Source organism: Rhizobium sophorae (assembly GCF_013087515.1).
Taxonomy (GTDB): domain Bacteria; phylum Pseudomonadota; class Alphaproteobacteria; order Rhizobiales; family Rhizobiaceae; genus Rhizobium; species Rhizobium sophorae.
This window is the reverse complement of the sequence record NZ_JABFCN010000046.1, coordinates 1-16,110: the sequence shown is the minus strand read 5'-3', so window position 1 is coordinate 16,110 and position 16,110 is coordinate 1. Positions and strand designations below refer to the sequence as shown.

Below are 16,110 nucleotides of genomic sequence, written 5' to 3'. Positions count from 1 at the left end.
ATCGCCTGCTGCATAATTCCTTAAATCGGAATCAATTTATCCAGCCACTGCTATAAGCCGCTGGATATTCAGCATATCTTCGCGAAATCGCGCCAGTTCTTCCGCCTTCAGCCGCTCGTCTGGAATACGCAGCAGATAGGAAGGATGCACCGTCACGAAAAGCGTTCGCCTCTCGTCGATCGCGATCGCTTTCCCCCTGACATCCTGCAGCCGCTGTTTCGTATCGGTGAGCGCGGCGAGCGCCGTTGCCCCCATCGCAACGACCAGCTTCGGCTTGATCAGCGCCATCTCCAGATTGAGCCACCAGCGGCAATGCTTCACCTCGTCCATATTGGGCTTCTGATGGATGCGTCGCTTGCCGCGCGGCTCATATTTGAAGTGCTTGACGGCATTGGTGACGTAGAGCCTTGAGCGATCGATGCCCGCTTCCGTGATCACCTGGTCCAGCAGCCTGCCGGCGGGACCGACGAAGGGGCGCCCGGCAATATCCTCCTGATCGCCCGGCTGTTCGCCGACGAACATCACCTCGGCATCGCGCGGCCCCTCCCCGAATACGGTTTGCGTGGCCTTCGCATACAGCGGACAGCGGGTGCAGCCGTCAGCTTCCGCGCGCAGTGCTTCCAGCGTGCCCGCCGGCGCTTCGGGCTCAGCTGGAATGCTGCGCGCGGCTTGTTGCAGGCGATCGTGAAACGGCAGTGATTGGGTCGCCTCCCGTGCGGCCATGGCCCGCACCTTGCTCTCCGCCGATGCGATCAGCCCAGGGATGAGATCGGCTTCCGGCAGGTTCTTCCAGTATTTTTTCGGCATCTCCGCCTGCATCGCCTTCAGCTTCAACCGCGCCGGATTGAAAATGCTGGCATAGTAGGTGCGCCAAAGTTCATCGGTAGCATCGGTGAGATTGGGTCTTTCGCACGGCGCGTCGCTCATCGTTAGCAGCTCGCCGTCCCAGGCCGCCGACCCCTTGGGCGTGGCGATCAGCCAGTCCATGTCGGTGAAGCGCCGTTGGAAGAAGGGCGCCGTGCGCCTGACGATATGGTGATCCGGCTCGAACCAGGTGAGGAATTTTCGACGGCCCGCCGATACTGCATCGATCTCCTTGAAGCGAACGAAGGCCGTCATCTTGTGCGCGTCGCGTCGAACGTTTTTCGCCATCAGCCTGGCACGGGCGACGTCCTCGTCGGAAGCCACTCCAAGTAATTGCCGGTCCAGTTGCAGCCGCCAGAGCAGACGGTAAAGCAGGGAAAAACGCGCCGGGTCGGAATGACAGAGAACTGTCTCCGCCAGCTCGATGAAGGCGGACGGCACCGTCATCGGCTTGCGTGCCATGATAGGCGCCGGCGGCATGGCGTCGCGTTGAAACGCAAGGTCCGCCTCCTCGCCCTTTTCGCGCCAATCGATCTCTTCCGGCAGGATGCCGGCGACTGCGAAAGCGCGCGCGGCGTCACGCCATTCGGCAAGCTCCCCGCGTCCTGCCAGCACGACCCGGCGCATCACAGCAACGACAATTGTTCGGGTTGCGGTTCGAACATGGCGCGAAGGTCGGGGCGCTCTATCAATCGACGCGGCGACCAGCCTTCCGCCGAGATGAAGGACTGAACCTTCTTGATCGAAATGCCGAGCCGCGCGAGATCATCGAGCCGCAACCGGCGAAAACGCCGGGCCGAAACGATCGCCTTGACTGTCTTGGTGCCGAGACCGGGGACACGCAGCAACCGCTCGCGCTCGGCCCTGTTGATATCGACGGGAAATTCGGCCCGGTTGGCGAGCGCCCAGGCAAGCTTGGGGTCGAGGGTGAGATCGAGCATGCCGCCCGCCTGGTTCGCGGTGATCTCGTCGATGCCGAAACCGTAGAATCGGTAGAGCCAGTCGGCCTGATAGAGCCGGTGCTCGCGCATCAACGGCGGCTTGATCAGCGGCAGGTTTTTCGACGAGTCCGGGATCGGGCTGAAGGCGGAATAATAGACGCGCTTCAGCCCGTAGCTGCTGTAAAGCCGGCCGCTGGTCGCAAGGATCGTCGCATCGTTCGCGCCATCGGCGCCGACGATCATCTGCGTGCTCTGGCCGGCCGGCACGAAACGCTGACGCTTCTTCGTCCGCAGCGTCGGTTCGCCGGCGGCCTCGATCTTCAGCCGCAGATCCCCCATCGATCGGCGAATATTGGCAGGCTTCTTTTCCGGCGCAAAGCGTGTGATGCCGTTATCCGTCGGCAACTCAATATTGAGCGACAGCCTGTCTGCATGAAGCCCCGCCTCCTCAATCAGACGCGGCGAGGCTTCAGGGATAGACTTCAGATGGATATAGCCGCGGAAATTGTGGGTCACACGCAATTCGCGAACGATGCGGACCATCTCTTCCATCGTGTAATCGGACGAACGAATAATGCCGGAGGAAAGAAACAGCCCTTCAATATAGTTGCGGCGGTAGAATTCCAGCGTCAGCCAGATGACCTCCTCCGGTGTAAAGCGCGCCCGTTCGACATTACTCGACGAGCGATTGACGCAATAGGCACAGTCGTAGATGCAGAAATTGGTCAGCAGTATTTTCAAAAGCGAAATGCACCGTCCGTCCGGGGCATAGGCATGACAGATGCCGGATCCTTCGGTCGAACCGAGCCCGCCACTTGCCCGGGAATCGCGCTTCACCGTGCCGCTGGAAGCGCAGGAAGCGTCATATTTCGCGGCAGCGGAAAGGATGGCCAAGCGTTCTGTAAGCGACTTCTTCATTAGTATGTTCACTATATGTTCCCATGTAGAGAGTCAATCAGGACCATGCGATTTCTGCCCATTGTCGAGCCGCATCACCTGATGTTGGGGCGCGCCGCCCTCTTTCATGCGAATTTTCTGGAAATCGGCCTTGGCGATCTGCTATAAGCGTCCGACTAAGATTGTGGCACGGTTCCGAAGCTCCCCTTCGGGACCTGTTTTCTTTTGTGTTCGCCGCTGATTGTGCGGATACGAGGATTGAAGGACAGAAAAATGGTTGAAAAGGTACCGATGACACCGGGCGGTTTCGTCAAGCTGCAGGAAGAGCTGCGCTGGCGTCAGCAGGAGGAGCGCCCTCGAATCATCGAGGCTATCGCCGAAGCCCGTGCCCATGGCGACCTTTCCGAAAACGCCGAATATCACGCCGCCAAGGAAGCTCAGAGCCATAATGAAGGCCGCATCAGCGAGCTGGAAGACCTGACGGCGCGCGCCGAGGTCATCGACCTCACCAAGATGTCGGGCGACAAGATCAAGTTCGGCGCCAAGGTGAAGCTCATCGACGAGGACACCGACGAAGAAAAGACCTACCAGATCGTCGGCGACCAGGAAGCCGACGTCAAGGCCGGCCGCATCTCCATCTCTTCGCCGATCGCCCGTGCTCTGATCGGCAAGGAAGTCGGCGATTCCATCGAGGTCAACGCACCGGGCGGCTCCAAGGCCTACGAAATCCTCCAGGTTTCCTGGGGCTGATCGCCCGCCAGCCGCGAGACCCCTCCCTTGCCGGATATTCGTGACGTCGAGATCATCGCGCCCAATTTCAAGCGCCGGCTCTCCGGCGTCACGTCGACCATCGTCCAGCTCATCCCCTGCCAGATTCGGCTCGGCATAAAGATCGCAACCCTTGGCCCCGGCCTACCGGAAGGCCTGCCGAAACTGAGGTGGCGCCAGCTCCTTGGCCTCTGGCGCCCGCCCGCGTGCCGGCGCCAGCGTGTCTGGCATGCCCGCCGCAACAACGAGATGGCCACCGGCATCCTGCTGCGCCATCTGTTGCGCATGCCGCTGAAGCTTCTCTTCACCTCGGCCGCGCAACGCCGGCACACTGCCTATACGAAATGGCTGATCCGCCGCATGGACGCCGTCATCGCGACCAGCGACCGTTCCGGCTCGTTCCTCGACGTACCGCACACGGTGATCCAGCACGGCGTCGACCTTGCTCTGTTCCATCCGCCGGAAACTGCGGAGGACGGCATCGCCGCCACCGGCCTGCCGGGCCGCCATCTCATCGGCTGCTTCGGCCGCGTGCGCCATCAGAAGGGCACTGATCTTTTCGTCAAGGCGGTGATCGAACTGCTGCCGCAGCACCCCGATTGGACGGCGATCGTCTCCGGCCGGGTGACGGCCGAACACACGGCATTCGCAGACAAACTCAAGGCGGATGTCGCGGCCGCCGGGCTCAGCGACCGTATCCTCTTTCTCGGCGAAGTCCCTGACATCAAGATCTGGTATCGCCGCCTGACGCTTTACGTCGCCCCTTCCCGTAACGAGGGATTTGGCCTGACGCCGCTCGAAGCCATGGCTTCGCGCACCGCGGTGGTGGCATCGGACGCCGGCGCCTATGCCGAGCTCATCGTCACGGGTGAGACGGGCTCGGTCGTCGCCGCCGGCGATGGCGAGGCGCTGACACGGGCAATCGCGCCCTATATCGCAGATCCCGCTCTGGCGATCGCCCATGGCGAGAATGCGCTGCGGCATGTCAGGACGAATTTTGCGCTGGAGAAGGAAGCGAGCGCGATCGACGCCGTTTACGATCGCCTTCTCGGGGACAATCGCGGCTGAAGCAGAACAGAGAAACGGCCCGTTGGATAACGGGCCGTTGCAGGGATTCTAAGGAAAAGGAATAGCTGCTGGTTATTCGGCCGGCTGGAGCCCGGCAGCAGAAATATCCTCTCCGGTCTGGCCGCCCAGTGCCGCGGCAAGCTGCGCCGTATCCAGCTCGTTTTCCCAACGTGCGACGACGATCGTTGCCACCGCATTGCCGACGAGATTGGTGAGCGCCCGGCATTCCGACATGAAGCGGTCGATGCCGAGGATGAGCGCCATGCCGGCAACCGGCACGGAGGGGACAACGGAGAGCGTTGCGGCAAGCGTGATGAAGCCGGCGCCGGTGATGCCTGCGGCACCCTTCGAGCTCAGCATCGCCACTAAGAGCAGCAGGATCTGATCGCCCCAGGAAAGCTGAATGCCGGTTGCCTGGGCAATGAAGAGCGCTGCCAGCGTCATGTAGATGTTGGTGCCGTCGAGATTGAAGGAATAGCCGGTCGGAATGACGAGGCCGACGACCGAGCGCTTGCATCCGGCCTTTTCCATCTTGTTCATCAGCCCCGGAAGGGCTGCCTCCGAAGACGAGGTGCCGAGGACCAGCAGCAGTTCTTCCTTGATGTAGCGCAGCAACGCCACGATCGAGAAGCCGTTGTAACGGGCGACAGCGCCGAGAACGACGAGGACGAAGAGCAGGGAGGTGATGTAGAAGGTGCCGATCAGCATGGCGAGATTGGCGATCGAACCGACGCCGTACTTGCCGATGGTGAAAGCCATGGCGCCGAAGGCGCCGATCGGAGCAGCCTTCATGAGGATGGCGACGAGCTTGAACACGGGCGCCGTCAGGGCATTGAGGAAGTTGACGACCGGTTCGCTCTTTTCGCCGACCATGGCGAGCGCGATGCCGAAGAGCACCGAGAAGAACAGCACCTGCAGAATGTCGCCATCGGCAAAAGCGCCGACAATCGTCGTCGGGATGATGTTTGTCAGGAAACCGACGATGCTCTGCTCATGCGCCTTTGCGGCGTAGCCGGCGACGGCGGCGGGATCCAGCGAGGCAGGATCGATGTTCATACCGGCGCCGGGCTGGACGACATTGGCGACGATCAGGCCGATGACGAGCGCCAATGTCGAGAATGTCAGGAAGTAGAGCATCGCCTTGCCGGCGACGCGGCCGACCTTCTGCAGGTCGCTCATGCCGGCAATGCCGGTCGCAACCGTCAGGAAGATGACGGGGGCAATGATCATCTTGACGAGCTTGATGAAGGCATCGCCAAGCGGCTTCAATTGGGTGCCGAGTTCGGGATAGAAATGGCCGAGCAGGATACCCGCAGCGATGGCCGCGAGAACCTGGACGTAGAGATGGGTATAAAAGGGCTTCTTGCCCTTGCTGCCTGCGACTGCATCGAGTGGTGCTGCGATCATGATGTCCTCCTAGTGGCTCGTCCGGAACGAACTCCGGCCTCCCGAGCCGTTCGCTTCAAGTCCAACAGCTCAGCCGTTGTTGCGAGGTTCTTCGCAATCGCCGTGCCAGTTCTACGTCCACACTCAACAGATTGAATTTATTAATGAAAAATTTACGGGACTTGTGATGACTCATTAAGAAATGCGGAAATCCGCACAAATCCATTTGCGTTTCGTGCAGAAAAATGCACAAATCCGCCATGTCCGTGTCGCAGAAATTGTGGCCTTCCCTGCCCCTGCAACACCGCATCCGCCGGATGTGGTGGGCCTATGCCGTGCTCGCCCTCCTGGCTGTCGTGGCAGGCCTCTGGGCCGGCGGCGAAGTCGGTCGGCACCGGGCAGAGGCTGCTCTCGAGGAACAGGCCCGCATGGATGCGAGGCTGAATGCGGCTTTGCTGCGCACGGTTCTCGAAAAATACCGGGCGCTTCCTTTCGTGCTGTCGCAGGACGCGGCACTCGCCGCGGCGCTGGCAGGAAACGATGCCGGCGCGTTCGAGCGGCTCAGTCAGAAGCTGGAAAATTTGGCGGCGGGCACGAAGGCTGCCGTCATCTATGTCATCGACAAAGACGGTATGGCGGTATCGGCCAGCAACTGGCGAGAACCGACGAGCTTCGTCGGCAATGACTATCGTTTCCGCGAGTATTTTCAGGGGGCGGCGGAACGAGGACAGGCCGAGCACTTCGCGCTCGGCACGGTCAGCAAGAAACCGGGTCTCTATATCTCCCAGCGGATTTCGGACGGCAATGGCCTGCTGGGCGTCGTCGTGGTCAAGGTTGAGTTCGACGACGTCGAGGCAGATTGGAATGCCTCGAACACACCGTCCTATGTCGTTGACGAGCGCGGCATTGTACTCATCACCAGTATTCCGTCATGGCGGTTCATGACGATCGGCCGGATCGCCGAGGACCGGCTGACGGCGATCCGCGAAAGCCTTCAATTCGGCGATGCGCCGCTTCAACCCCTTCCGCTCGACATCGTCCGAAACCTCGGTGACGGGCTCGATGTCGTCGGGATTGTGATGCCCGGGGATGCCGGGAAAACCAGGTTTCTCGACGTCGCAACGTCGGTGCCGGCGACCGGTTGGCATTTGCAGCATCTTGTCGCGCTCGGGCCTTCCGTCGATGCGGGGATTCGTGAAACCCGCATGCTGGCATTGCTGATACTCCTGCCGCTACTGGCCGGAGCAGCGCTCCTGTTGCGCCGCCGCCATGCGATCGCCCTGCGAATCTCCAGCGAACAGCAGGCGCGGGAGGAACTGGAACGGCGGGTAGTCGAGCGGACGCTGGATCTCAGCCAGGCGCGGGACCGGCTGCAGGCTGAAATCGTCGGCCACAAGAGCACCGAGCAGAAATTGCAGGCCGTGCAACAGGATCTGGTGCAGGCTAACCGACTGGCCATTCTGGGTCAGGTGGCTGCCGGCGTTGCCCATGAGATCAACCAGCCGGTGGCGACCATCCGTGCCTATGCCGATAACGCCCGCACCTTCCTTGATCGCGGCCAGACTGCGCCTGCCGGCGAAAATCTCGAAAGCATTGCGGCGCTGACGGAGCGCATAGGTTCGATCACCGAAGAGCTGAAGACCTTTGCCCGCAAAGGCCGCGGCAGTGCCGAACCAACAGGATTGAAGGACGTCATCGAGGGTGCGGTGATGCTGTTGCGCAGCCGATTTGCCGGGCGCATGGATACGCTCGACATCGACCTGCCGCCCGCCGAACTGCAGGTGATGGGAAACCGAATCCGTCTCGAACAGGTGCTCATCAATCTGCTTCAGAACGCCCTGGAGGCGGTGGCGCCGAAGGCCGGAGAGGGTCGCGTCGAGGTCAGAACATCCACCGATGCAGGGATGGTAACGGTAACGGTCGCCGACAACGGTCCCGGCATCCCCCCGGAAATCCGCAAGGGCTTGTTCACGCCGTTCAATACCTCGAAGGAAAGCGGCCTCGGCCTCGGCCTGGTGATCTCCAAGGATATCGTCGGCGACTACGGCGGCCGGATGGAGGTTTTAAGCGACAGCAGCGGAACCCGGTTCATCGTTCAGCTAAGGAAGGCTTGAGATCATGGAAACGCCGACCCCTGTTGCGCTGATCGACGACGACAAGGACCTGCGCCGCGCCACCGCCCAGACGCTCGAACTCGCCGGTTTTTCCGTTTCCGCCTATGACGGCGCGAAAGCCGCGCTGGCGGATCTGCCGGCGGACTTTGCCGGCCCTGTCGTCACCGATATCCGCATGCCGGAGATCGACGGACTGCAGCTGTTCGCCACGCTGCAGGGCATGGATGCCGACCTGCCGGTGATCTTGATGACCGGCCACGGCGATATTCCGATGGCCGTTCAAGCGATCCAGGACGGCGCCTATGATTTCATCGCCAAACCCTTCGCCGCCGATCGGCTCGTTCAAAGCGTGCGTCGCGCAAGCGAGAAGCGGCGGCTTGTTCTGGAAAACCGCATGCTGCGGAAAGCAGCCGAAGATGCGCAGGAGAATTTGCCGCTGATCGGCCAGACGCCTGTCATGGAAAACCTCAGAAACATTCTTCGCCACATCGCCGATACCGATGTGGACGTGCTCGTCGCTGGCGAAACGGGCAGCGGCAAGGAAGTGGTTGCCCAACTCCTGCATCAGTGGAGCCACCGCCGGAAGGGCAATTTCGTAGCGCTGAACTGTGGCGCCCTGCCCGAGACCGTCATCGAAAGCGAGTTGTTCGGCCACGAGGCCGGCGCCTTCACCGGTGCCCAGAAGCGCCGTACGGGCCGCATCGAACATGCAAGCGGCGGCACGCTTTTCCTCGACGAGATCGAAAGCATGCCGGCCGCCACCCAGGTCAAGATGCTGAGGGTGCTGGAGATGCGCGAGATCACGCCGCTCGGCACCAACGAGGTGCGTCCGGTCGATCTTCGCGTCGTCGCGGCTGCCAAGATCGACCTCGGGGATCCCTCGGTGCGCGGGGATTTTCGCGAGGATCTCTATTACAGGCTCAATGTCGTGACGATCTCCATTCCGCCGCTGAGAGAACGCCGCGACGATATTCCGCTGCTGTTTTCCCACTTCACTGCCCGCGCCGCGGAGCGCTTCCGTCGCGATGCCCCGCCGCTTTCACCGGATGTGCGGCAGCATCTCGCCTCGCACTCATGGCCGGGCAATGTCCGCGAACTCTCGCATTATGCCGAACGTGTGGTGCTTGGCGTGGAAGGCGGCGGAACGGCAGCGGTCCCTGTGCAGCCAACGGGCGCCACGCTTCCCGAACGATTGGAACGCTACGAGGCGGAGATCATCCGCGACACACTGGCGGCCAATAACGGCGACGTGCGCCGCACCATCGAGGCGCTCGGCATTCCGAGAAAGACGTTCTACGACAAACTCCAGCGCCACGGCATCAACCGGGGCGGCTATATATCGCGCAAGTAATCCGTGACGACGATTAACCTGCCAAGGTCGTTTTAGACTTCGACCAGTCCCAGCTTCTTCACCTGCCGGATCGTCAGCATGGTGCGCACGGTGTCGACATGTTCGTTCGCCGTCAGCACCTCGATGACGAAATCCTGGAAGCGGGTGAGGTTTTCCGCCACGCAATGCAGCAGGAAATCGCTGTCGCCCGAAACCATCCAGGCCTGGCGCACCAGCGGCCATTCGGCGGTGGCGGCGGCAAAGGCCTTGAGATTGCCTTCCGACTGATGCTTGAGGCCAACCATGCAGAAAGCGACGAGGTCGAAGCCGAGCTTCGGGCTGTTCAGCATCGCGTGGTAGCCCTCGATGATGCCCGCTTCCTCAAGCTTGCGCACCCGGCGCAGGCAAGGCGGCGCCGAGATGCCGACGCGATCGGCAAGCTCCACATTGGTCATGCGGCCATCGGCCTGCAGCTCCCGGAGTATCTTTATGTCGATGACGTCGAGTTCCGCACGACCCACATCATTGCCTTTCTTTAATTCTCCGCGGGGAGCTTCTATATAAAGCCGCGGAATACGCAAGAAAGTTTCACGTCGATGACGGATTCTTGCACATCCGGGCGATTTGCCTTGTTGGTAACGCAAGGCTGCCCTTGAATAAAAGCATTGGACGTTCATAAATGGCGCAGGGACGCGAAACGGCCGCAATCGCTATCTAGCCGCCGCCCTCCTGCCAGTCGAAAGGAAATGACATGCCCGCCCGCCATACGAAGGTGCTCATCATCGGTTCCGGACCCGCAGGCTATACCGCCGCGGTCTATGCCGCGCGCGCCATGCTGAAACCGGTTTTGATCGCCGGTCTCGAACAGGGCGGCCAGTTGATGATCACCACCGATGTCGAGAACTATCCGGGCTTTGCCGATCCGATCCAGGGTCCCTGGCTGATGGAGCAGATGCTGCAGCAGGCAAAACATGTCGGCGCTGAGATCGTCAACGACCTCGTGACCGAAGTCGACATGAACCAGCGCCCCTTCGTCGCCCGCACCGACAGCGGCCAGGTCTGGACCGCCGATACGCTGATCATCGCCACCGGCGCCAAGGCCAAGTGGCTCGGCATTGAGAGCGAGCAGCATTTCCAGGGCTTCGGCGTTTCGGCCTGCGCCACTTGCGACGGATTTTTCTATCGCAATAAGGATGTGATCGTGGTCGGCGGCGGCAACAGCGCAGTCGAGGAAGCGCTTTATCTCTCCAACATCGCCAAGTCGGTTACGGTCGTGCACCGCCGCGACTTCTTCCGAGCCGAGAAGATCCTGCAGGAACGCTTGTTCTCCAAGGATAATGTCAAGGTTCTGTGGAATACCGAAGTGGCCGAGATTACCGGCACGCCGGCCAAGCCACCGATGCCGCAATCCGTAACCGGCGCGCGCCTGCGCGACACCCGCACCGGTACGATCACCTACATAGTGATCGATGGCGTCTTCGTCGCCATCGGCCATGCTCCGGCAACCGAACTCTTCAAGGACAAGTTGAAGCTGAAGGACAATGGTTATCTCTGGACCGCGCCGGATTCGACTGCGACCAGCCTGGACGGCGTCTATGCCGCGGGCGACGTAACGGATGATACGTTCCGACAGGCGATCACTGCCGCCGGCCTGGGGTGCATGGCAGCGCTTGAAGCCGAGCGATATCTGACGGGCCACATGCCCGTCGCCGTGGCCGCGGAGTAAGATCGGCATGAGGGGTGGGGGAATGCCATTGGATTGGGACAAGCTGCGTATTTTTCACGCAGCTGCCGAGGCGGGTTCGTTCACGCATGCGGCGGATAAACTGCATCTGTCCCAATCCGCCATCAGCCGCCAGGTCAGCGCGCTGGAGCAGGATGTCGGCACCAAGCTGTTTCACCGCCATGCGCGTGGCCTGATTCTGACGGAACAGGGCGAACTGCTTTACCGCACCGCCCATGACGTGCTGCTGAAGCTCGAAACCGTGAAGATGCAGCTCACCGAGACGACCGAGACGCCATCCGGCAAGCTGCGCGTCACGACGACGGTCGGCCTCGGCCAGGGCTGGCTGACTGACAAGATCCAGGAATTCCTGCAGCTCTATCCCGATGTGCAGATCCAGCTGATCCTCGACAATGAGGAAGTGGATGTGAACATGCGTCATGCCGACTGCGCGATCCGCCTGCGCCAGCCGCAGCAATCCGACCTCATCCAGCGCAAGCTCTTCACCGTGCACATGCACGTCTATGCGGCCCCGTCCTACATCAACCGTCACGGCGAGCCGCAAAAGGTCGAGGATCTCGACAATCATCGCATCATCACCTTCGGCGAGCCGGCGCCGAGTTACCTGCTCGATGTCAACTGGCTTGAGGTCGCTGGCCGCTCGTCCGACAACAAGCGTATTCCGCATCTGCAGATCAACAGCCAGACCTCGATCAAGCGCGCCGCCCTGCTCGGCATCGGCGTCGCATGCCTGCCGGATTACATCGTCGGCCGCGACCCGGGCCTGATTCAGCTGGCGATCAATGCCGACGTCCCCTCTTTCGACACCTATTTCTGCTATCCCGACGAGATCAAGAACGCCGCCAAGCTAAAAGCCTTCCGCGATTTCATCGTCAGCAAGGCCAGAAACTGGAACTTTTGAGCCTGGTTTTATTGATGAATTGCCGACTATGCAGAACACGCATGACTGGCATGCACAAATGAGGGTTGCCGTTTGCCCATTAAACCACCATATCGCACATAGCTGATGCACACGGTGGCTTTTCCTCCCAGTTCCACCGCATTAGCTGTTCCCCTCTGGAGGTTTTTGACCTTCACACTTATAAGGGCCCTGGTTTTCCAGTGGCCCTCTTTTTTTGCCTTTCTTCCTCAGGGAAATGCCGCAACGCAAAAAATTTGTGCGACGCATAGCAGACATGCACAAAAAAGCATTGAAACCTGCTCAAGGAAGCACCATATCCCCATCAGCTGATGCATCTTGTGGTTTCTCTCCCAGTACCACCGCATTAGCTGTTCCCCTCTGGAGGTTTTTTGACCTTCACAATTATAAGGGCCCTGGTTTTCCGGTGGCCCTCTTTTTTTTGCCCAAAATTTGTTCATTTAATAAAATCCATCGCCTCACGCCTCCGTGATTTGCATATCGAAGTCTGACGATCGATATATCGTCCAGACACGATTTACAGTTCGGCGAAAGACGATGGACAAAGACGAAATCATCAAGGCGCTCGCCCATCCTGCCCGGATGGACATTCTGAACTGGCTGAAAAATCCCGAGAAGCATTTCCCCTCGCAGGAGCATCCTTTCGAAATGGGCGTCTGCGCCAGCCAGTTCGAACGCTGCGGCCTGTCGCAGTCGACGGTCTCGGCCCATCTCGGCACCCTGCATCGCGCCGGCCTCGTCACCACCAAACGCGTCGGCCAGTGGATCTTTTACAAGCGCAACGAAGAAACCATCGCCGCCTTTCTCAAGCAACTGACGCAGGACCTTTAGAATGCCCCTCGCCCTCCTCGTTCTTGCCTTGAGCTCGTTTGCGATAGGCACCACCGAATTCGTCATCATGGGTCTGTTGCCGGAGGTCGCCGCCGATCTCTCGGTCAGCATCCCGCAGGCCGGATGGCTGGTGACCGGTTATGCTCTGGCGGTCGCGATCGGCGCACCTGTGATGGCGGTTTCGACCGCGAAGCTGAAGCGCCGCACCGCCCTGATTGCGCTGATGGCCTTCTTCATCGCCGGCAACCTGCTTTGCGCTCTGGCGAGCGACTACTGGGTGCTGATGATCGCCCGCGTCGTGACAGCACTTTGCCACGGCGCATTCTTCGGCATCGGCTCCGTGGTCGCCGCCGGCCTCGTTGCCGAAGACCGCAAGGCTCGCGCCGTCGCGTTGATGTTTACCGGCCTGACACTTGCCAATGTTCTCGGCGTGCCGATCGGCACTGCGATCGGCCAGGCCTATGGCTGGCGCGCCACCTTCGGCGTCGTCACCGTCATCGGTATCGTCACCATATCAGGCCTGATCGCCATCCTGCCCAGGGACAAGCAGCAAGAAAACGGCAGCATCCTGCGCGAGATCGCAGCACTCAGGAATGGCGGCCTGTGGTTGGCACTCTCCACCACCGTCTTCTTCGCCGCCTCGATGTTCGCCCTCTTCACCTATATCGCGCCGCTGCTGCGCGACGTCACCGGCGTGTCGCCGGAAGGCGTCACCTGGACGCTGTTCCTGATCGGCCTCGGGCTGACCGTCGGCAACCTTGTCGGCGGCAAGCTTGCCGACTGGCGGCTCGGTGCAACGCTTGCCGGCGTCTTCGCCACTATCGCCATCACTTCGATCGCCTTCAGCTATACGAGCCGCTTCTTCATCCCGGCTGAAATCACCCTCTTCCTTTGGGCAATGGCAAGCTTTGCCGCCGTACCGGCGCTTCAGGTCGGCGTCGTCGGCTTCGGCAAGGACGCACCGAACCTCGTCTCGACGATCAACATCGGTGCCTTCAATACCGGCAATGCGCTCGGCGCCTGGGTGGGCGGCCTGGTCATCGACGCCGGCTTCGATCTCACCCGCGTTCCGCTCGCCGCGGCCTTGATGGCCCTGATCGGCCTCGGCGCGACGGCGCTCACCTATCTCTCCGCCAGGGGCCGGGCCGCCCTTGCCCCTGCCGAGTGATCCTCCCGCAAAAGAAAGGACCATCATGGCCAAGCTCTTCGAACCCACGAAAGTCGGCGACATTTCAATCAAGAACCGCATCGTCATGGCGCCGCTCACCCGCAACCGCTCGCCGGGCGCAATCCCCAACGACCTCAACGTCGAATACTACCGCCAGCGCGCCACCGCAGGCTTGATCATTACCGAAGCAACCGCGATCACCCAGCAGGGCCAGGGTTACGCCAACGTGCCTGGTCTCTACAGCAAAGAGGCTCTCGACGGCTGGAAGCGCGTCACCGACGCAGTTCATGCCGCAGGTGGCAAGATCGTCGTCCAGATGTGGCATGTCGGCCGCATCTCGCACACGACGCTGCAGCCGAACGACGGCAAGCCGGTTTCATCGACCAACCGCGTCGCCAAGGCCAAGACCTATCTGGTCAATGCCGACGGCACCGGCAGCTTTGCCGACACCTCCGAGCCGCGCGCACTCGAAACCGCCGAAATCCCCGGCATCATCGAGGATTACCGCAAGGCTGCCCGGGCCGCTATCGACGCCGGCTTCGACGGTGTCGAGATCCACGGCGCCAACGGCTACCTGCTCGACCAGTTCATCCGCGACGGTATCAACGACCGCACCGACCAATATGGCGGCTCGATCGAAAACCGCACCCGTCTGACCTTCGAAGTAGTCGATGCCGTGGTCAAGGAAATCGGCGCGGGCCGCACCGCGATCCGCATCTCGCCGGTGACGCCGTCCGGCGAAAGCTACGATTCCAATCCGCAGGCGACCTTCGCCCATGTCGTCGAAGGATTGGCCAAATACGACCTCGCCTATATCCATGTCATCGAAGGCCAGACCGGCGGCGACCGCGACTACAAGCAGGGCGACAATCCCTCCTTCGATTACAAGGCGCTGTGCCAGACTTATGAAAAGGCCGGCGGCAAGGCCGACTGGATGGTCAACAATGGTTACGATCGCGGTCTGGCGATCGACGCTGTCGAAAGCGGCCGCGCCGATCTCGTCGCCTTCGGCAAGCCCTTCATCGCCAATCCCGATCTCGTCGAGCGCCTGGAACACAACCTGCCACTCAACACGCCCGACCAGTCGACCTTCTATGGTGGCACCGGCAAGGGCTATATCGACTATCCCATTCTCGAAAAGGTCGCCTGACCTTTCACACGCGAATGCGAATCCCGCCGAAAGGCGGGATTTCCATCTTCGACGCGTTTTTGTAGGGTGCCGCCATGTTTGCTCCCTATCTTGATCGCTGGTCGCTGATATCAGACGGCGAGCCTATCATCACCCACTCCAGCCGCCTGCTGCCGGTCCTCTGGCAGGACAGGCCTGCCATGCTGAAAGTGGCAGCCGATATCGACGAACGATACGGCGCGCTTCTGATGCAGTGGTGGGCCGGTGACGGCGCAGCCTATGTCTATGCCCATGAGGGCGACGCCGTGCTGTTGGAGAGGGCGATGGGGAAACGCTCGCTGCTTGCCATGGCGATGAACGGCGGGGACGACGAGGCAAGCCGCATCCTTTGCCGCACCGCCGCGCGGCTGCATGCCCCGCGTGAAAAACCGCTTCCCGATCCCGTGCCCCTCAGCCGCTGGTTCCGTGATCTCGAACCGGCGGCCGACAAACATGGCGGCGCGCTTGCCGACTGCTCGGCGATCGCCAACGTCCTCCTTGCCGATCAGCGTGATGTCACCATCCTCCACGGCGACATCCACCACGACAATATCCTCGATTTCGAGGCGCGCGGCTGGCTGGCAATCGATCCAAAGCGGCTCTACGGCGAGCGCGGCTTCGATTTCGCCAACATCTTCGCCAACGAGGAGTTGCCGACGATTACCGATCCGGCTCGCTTCCGCCGCCAGCTTGCCATCGTCTCGGCGGAGGCCGGGCTCGAGCCGAAGCGGCTGCTGCAATGGATCGCCGCCTATTCCGGCCTTTCCGCCGCATGGTTCCTTGGCGATCCGAACATCGAGCAGGCAGAAAAAGCCCTGACGGTCGCCCGGATCGCGCTGGCCGAACTCGAGAACTAGAGCCTTTCAGGTTTTGACGGAAGCGTATCCGGCATTGGCGAAGTAGTTGCTGCAT

General features: G+C 61.1%; 14 protein-coding genes. 10 read left to right on the top strand and 4 right to left on the bottom strand.

Going from position 1 to position 16,110, the window contains the following annotated elements; all coding sequences use genetic code 11:
- Nucleotides 1-36 precede the first annotated feature (36 nt).
- Both G9X64_RS24400 and G9X64_RS24395 read right to left on the bottom strand, forming a co-directional pair.
- On the bottom strand, nt 37-1,491 hold the full coding sequence (locus G9X64_RS24400) for a UdgX family uracil-DNA binding protein (RefSeq protein ID WP_171377524.1): 1,455 nt from the start codon (nt 1,489-1,491) through the stop codon (nt 37-39).
- Complete coding sequence (locus G9X64_RS24395) at nt 1,491-2,723, bottom strand: putative DNA modification/repair radical SAM protein (protein ID WP_171377523.1); 1,233 nt, start codon at nt 2,721-2,723, stop codon at nt 1,491-1,493. Before G9X64_RS24395 ends, G9X64_RS24400 begins: the two co-directional genes overlap by 1 nt.
- 252 nt (nt 2,724-2,975) lie before the next feature.
- On the opposite strand from G9X64_RS24395, the gene greA reads away from it, so the two are divergent.
- Nucleotides 2,976-3,452 (top strand): transcription elongation factor GreA, encoded by a 477-nt coding sequence (gene greA / locus G9X64_RS24390; RefSeq protein ID WP_012758398.1) that lies wholly within the window; start codon nt 2,976-2,978, stop codon nt 3,450-3,452.
- Between the two features lie 27 nt (nt 3,453-3,479).
- A complete protein-coding gene (locus tag G9X64_RS24385) occupies nt 3,480-4,538 on the top strand; it encodes a glycosyltransferase family 4 protein (RefSeq protein WP_168310682.1) in 1,059 nt (352 codons plus the stop codon).
- A gap of 72 nt (nt 4,539-4,610) precedes the next feature.
- Here G9X64_RS24385 and G9X64_RS24380 read toward each other — a convergent pair whose 3' ends face one another.
- Nucleotides 4,611-5,945 (bottom strand): dicarboxylate/amino acid:cation symporter, encoded by a 1,335-nt coding sequence (locus G9X64_RS24380; protein WP_168310681.1) that lies wholly within the window; start codon nt 5,943-5,945, stop codon nt 4,611-4,613.
- A 224-nt stretch (nt 5,946-6,169) separates the two neighbouring features.
- On the opposite strand from G9X64_RS24380, the gene G9X64_RS24375 reads away from it, so the two are divergent.
- Both G9X64_RS24375 and G9X64_RS24370 read left to right on the top strand, forming a co-directional pair.
- Nucleotides 6,170-8,038 (top strand): ATP-binding protein, encoded by a 1,869-nt coding sequence (locus tag G9X64_RS24375; RefSeq protein WP_168310680.1) that lies wholly within the window; start codon nt 6,170-6,172, stop codon nt 8,036-8,038.
- Nucleotides 8,039-8,042: 4 nt separating this feature from the next.
- The gene (locus tag G9X64_RS24370) at nt 8,043-9,389 is read left to right on the top strand and encodes a sigma-54-dependent transcriptional regulator (protein ID WP_168310679.1); all 1,347 of its coding nucleotides are present in this window, start codon (nt 8,043-8,045) and stop codon (nt 9,387-9,389) included.
- A 32-nt stretch (nt 9,390-9,421) separates the two neighbouring features.
- Here the strand turns inward: G9X64_RS24370 and G9X64_RS24365 are convergent, their stop codons facing one another.
- On the bottom strand, nt 9,422-9,889 hold the full coding sequence (locus tag G9X64_RS24365; RefSeq protein WP_003541645.1) for an Lrp/AsnC family transcriptional regulator: 468 nt from the start codon (nt 9,887-9,889) through the stop codon (nt 9,422-9,424).
- A gap of 230 nt (nt 9,890-10,119) precedes the next feature.
- Between G9X64_RS24365 and trxB the strand changes: the two genes are divergently transcribed.
- From trxB to G9X64_RS24335, 6 genes are all read left to right on the top strand, one after another.
- Nucleotides 10,120-11,094, top strand: a complete 975-nt coding sequence (trxB, locus tag G9X64_RS24360) for a thioredoxin-disulfide reductase (RefSeq protein WP_168310678.1) — start codon at nt 10,120-10,122, stop codon at nt 11,092-11,094.
- A 22-nt stretch (nt 11,095-11,116) separates the two neighbouring features.
- Complete coding sequence (locus G9X64_RS24355) at nt 11,117-12,013, top strand: LysR family transcriptional regulator VtlR (RefSeq protein ID WP_018446649.1); 897 nt, start codon at nt 11,117-11,119, stop codon at nt 12,011-12,013.
- 555 nt (nt 12,014-12,568) lie between these two features.
- Complete coding sequence (locus G9X64_RS24350; RefSeq protein ID WP_168310677.1) at nt 12,569-12,862, top strand: ArsR/SmtB family transcription factor; 294 nt, start codon at nt 12,569-12,571, stop codon at nt 12,860-12,862.
- Nucleotide 12,863: 1 nt separating this feature from the next.
- Entirely contained in the window at nt 12,864-14,030 is a 1,167-nt protein-coding gene (locus G9X64_RS24345; RefSeq protein WP_168310676.1) for an MFS transporter, read from the top strand.
- A gap of 25 nt (nt 14,031-14,055) precedes the next feature.
- A complete protein-coding gene (locus tag G9X64_RS24340; RefSeq protein ID WP_171377522.1) occupies nt 14,056-15,180 on the top strand; it encodes an alkene reductase in 1,125 nt (374 codons plus the stop codon).
- Between the two features lie 74 nt (nt 15,181-15,254).
- Nucleotides 15,255-16,055 (top strand): aminoglycoside phosphotransferase family protein, encoded by an 801-nt coding sequence (locus G9X64_RS24335; protein WP_171377521.1) that lies wholly within the window; start codon nt 15,255-15,257, stop codon nt 16,053-16,055.
- Nucleotides 16,056-16,110: the final 55 nt, after the last annotated feature.

Coding starts and splice junctions, on each gene's coding strand:
- G9X64_RS24340 (WP_171377522.1), top strand. CDS start 14,056: ATGGCCAAGCTCTTCGAACCCACGAAAGTCGGCGACATTTCAATCAAG.
- G9X64_RS24350 (WP_168310677.1), top strand. CDS start 12,569: ATGGACAAAGACGAAATCATCAAGGCGCTCGCCCATCCTGCCCGGATG.
- G9X64_RS24375 (WP_168310680.1), top strand. CDS start 6,170: ATGCACAAATCCGCCATGTCCGTGTCGCAGAAATTGTGGCCTTCCCTG.
- G9X64_RS24395 (WP_171377523.1), bottom strand. CDS start 2,723: ATGAAGAAGTCGCTTACAGAACGCTTGGCCATCCTTTCCGCTGCCGCG.
- G9X64_RS24380 (WP_168310681.1), bottom strand. CDS start 5,945: ATGATCGCAGCACCACTCGATGCAGTCGCAGGCAGCAAGGGCAAGAAG.
- G9X64_RS24370 (WP_168310679.1), top strand. CDS start 8,043: ATGGAAACGCCGACCCCTGTTGCGCTGATCGACGACGACAAGGACCTG.
- greA (WP_012758398.1), top strand. CDS start 2,976: ATGGTTGAAAAGGTACCGATGACACCGGGCGGTTTCGTCAAGCTGCAG.
- G9X64_RS24345 (WP_168310676.1), top strand. CDS start 12,864: ATGCCCCTCGCCCTCCTCGTTCTTGCCTTGAGCTCGTTTGCGATAGGC.
- G9X64_RS24335 (WP_171377521.1), top strand. CDS start 15,255: ATGTTTGCTCCCTATCTTGATCGCTGGTCGCTGATATCAGACGGCGAG.
- G9X64_RS24400 (WP_171377524.1), bottom strand. CDS start 1,491: ATGCGCCGGGTCGTGCTGGCAGGACGCGGGGAGCTTGCCGAATGGCGT.
- trxB (WP_168310678.1), top strand. CDS start 10,120: ATGCCCGCCCGCCATACGAAGGTGCTCATCATCGGTTCCGGACCCGCA.
- G9X64_RS24355 (WP_018446649.1), top strand. CDS start 11,117: ATGCCATTGGATTGGGACAAGCTGCGTATTTTTCACGCAGCTGCCGAG.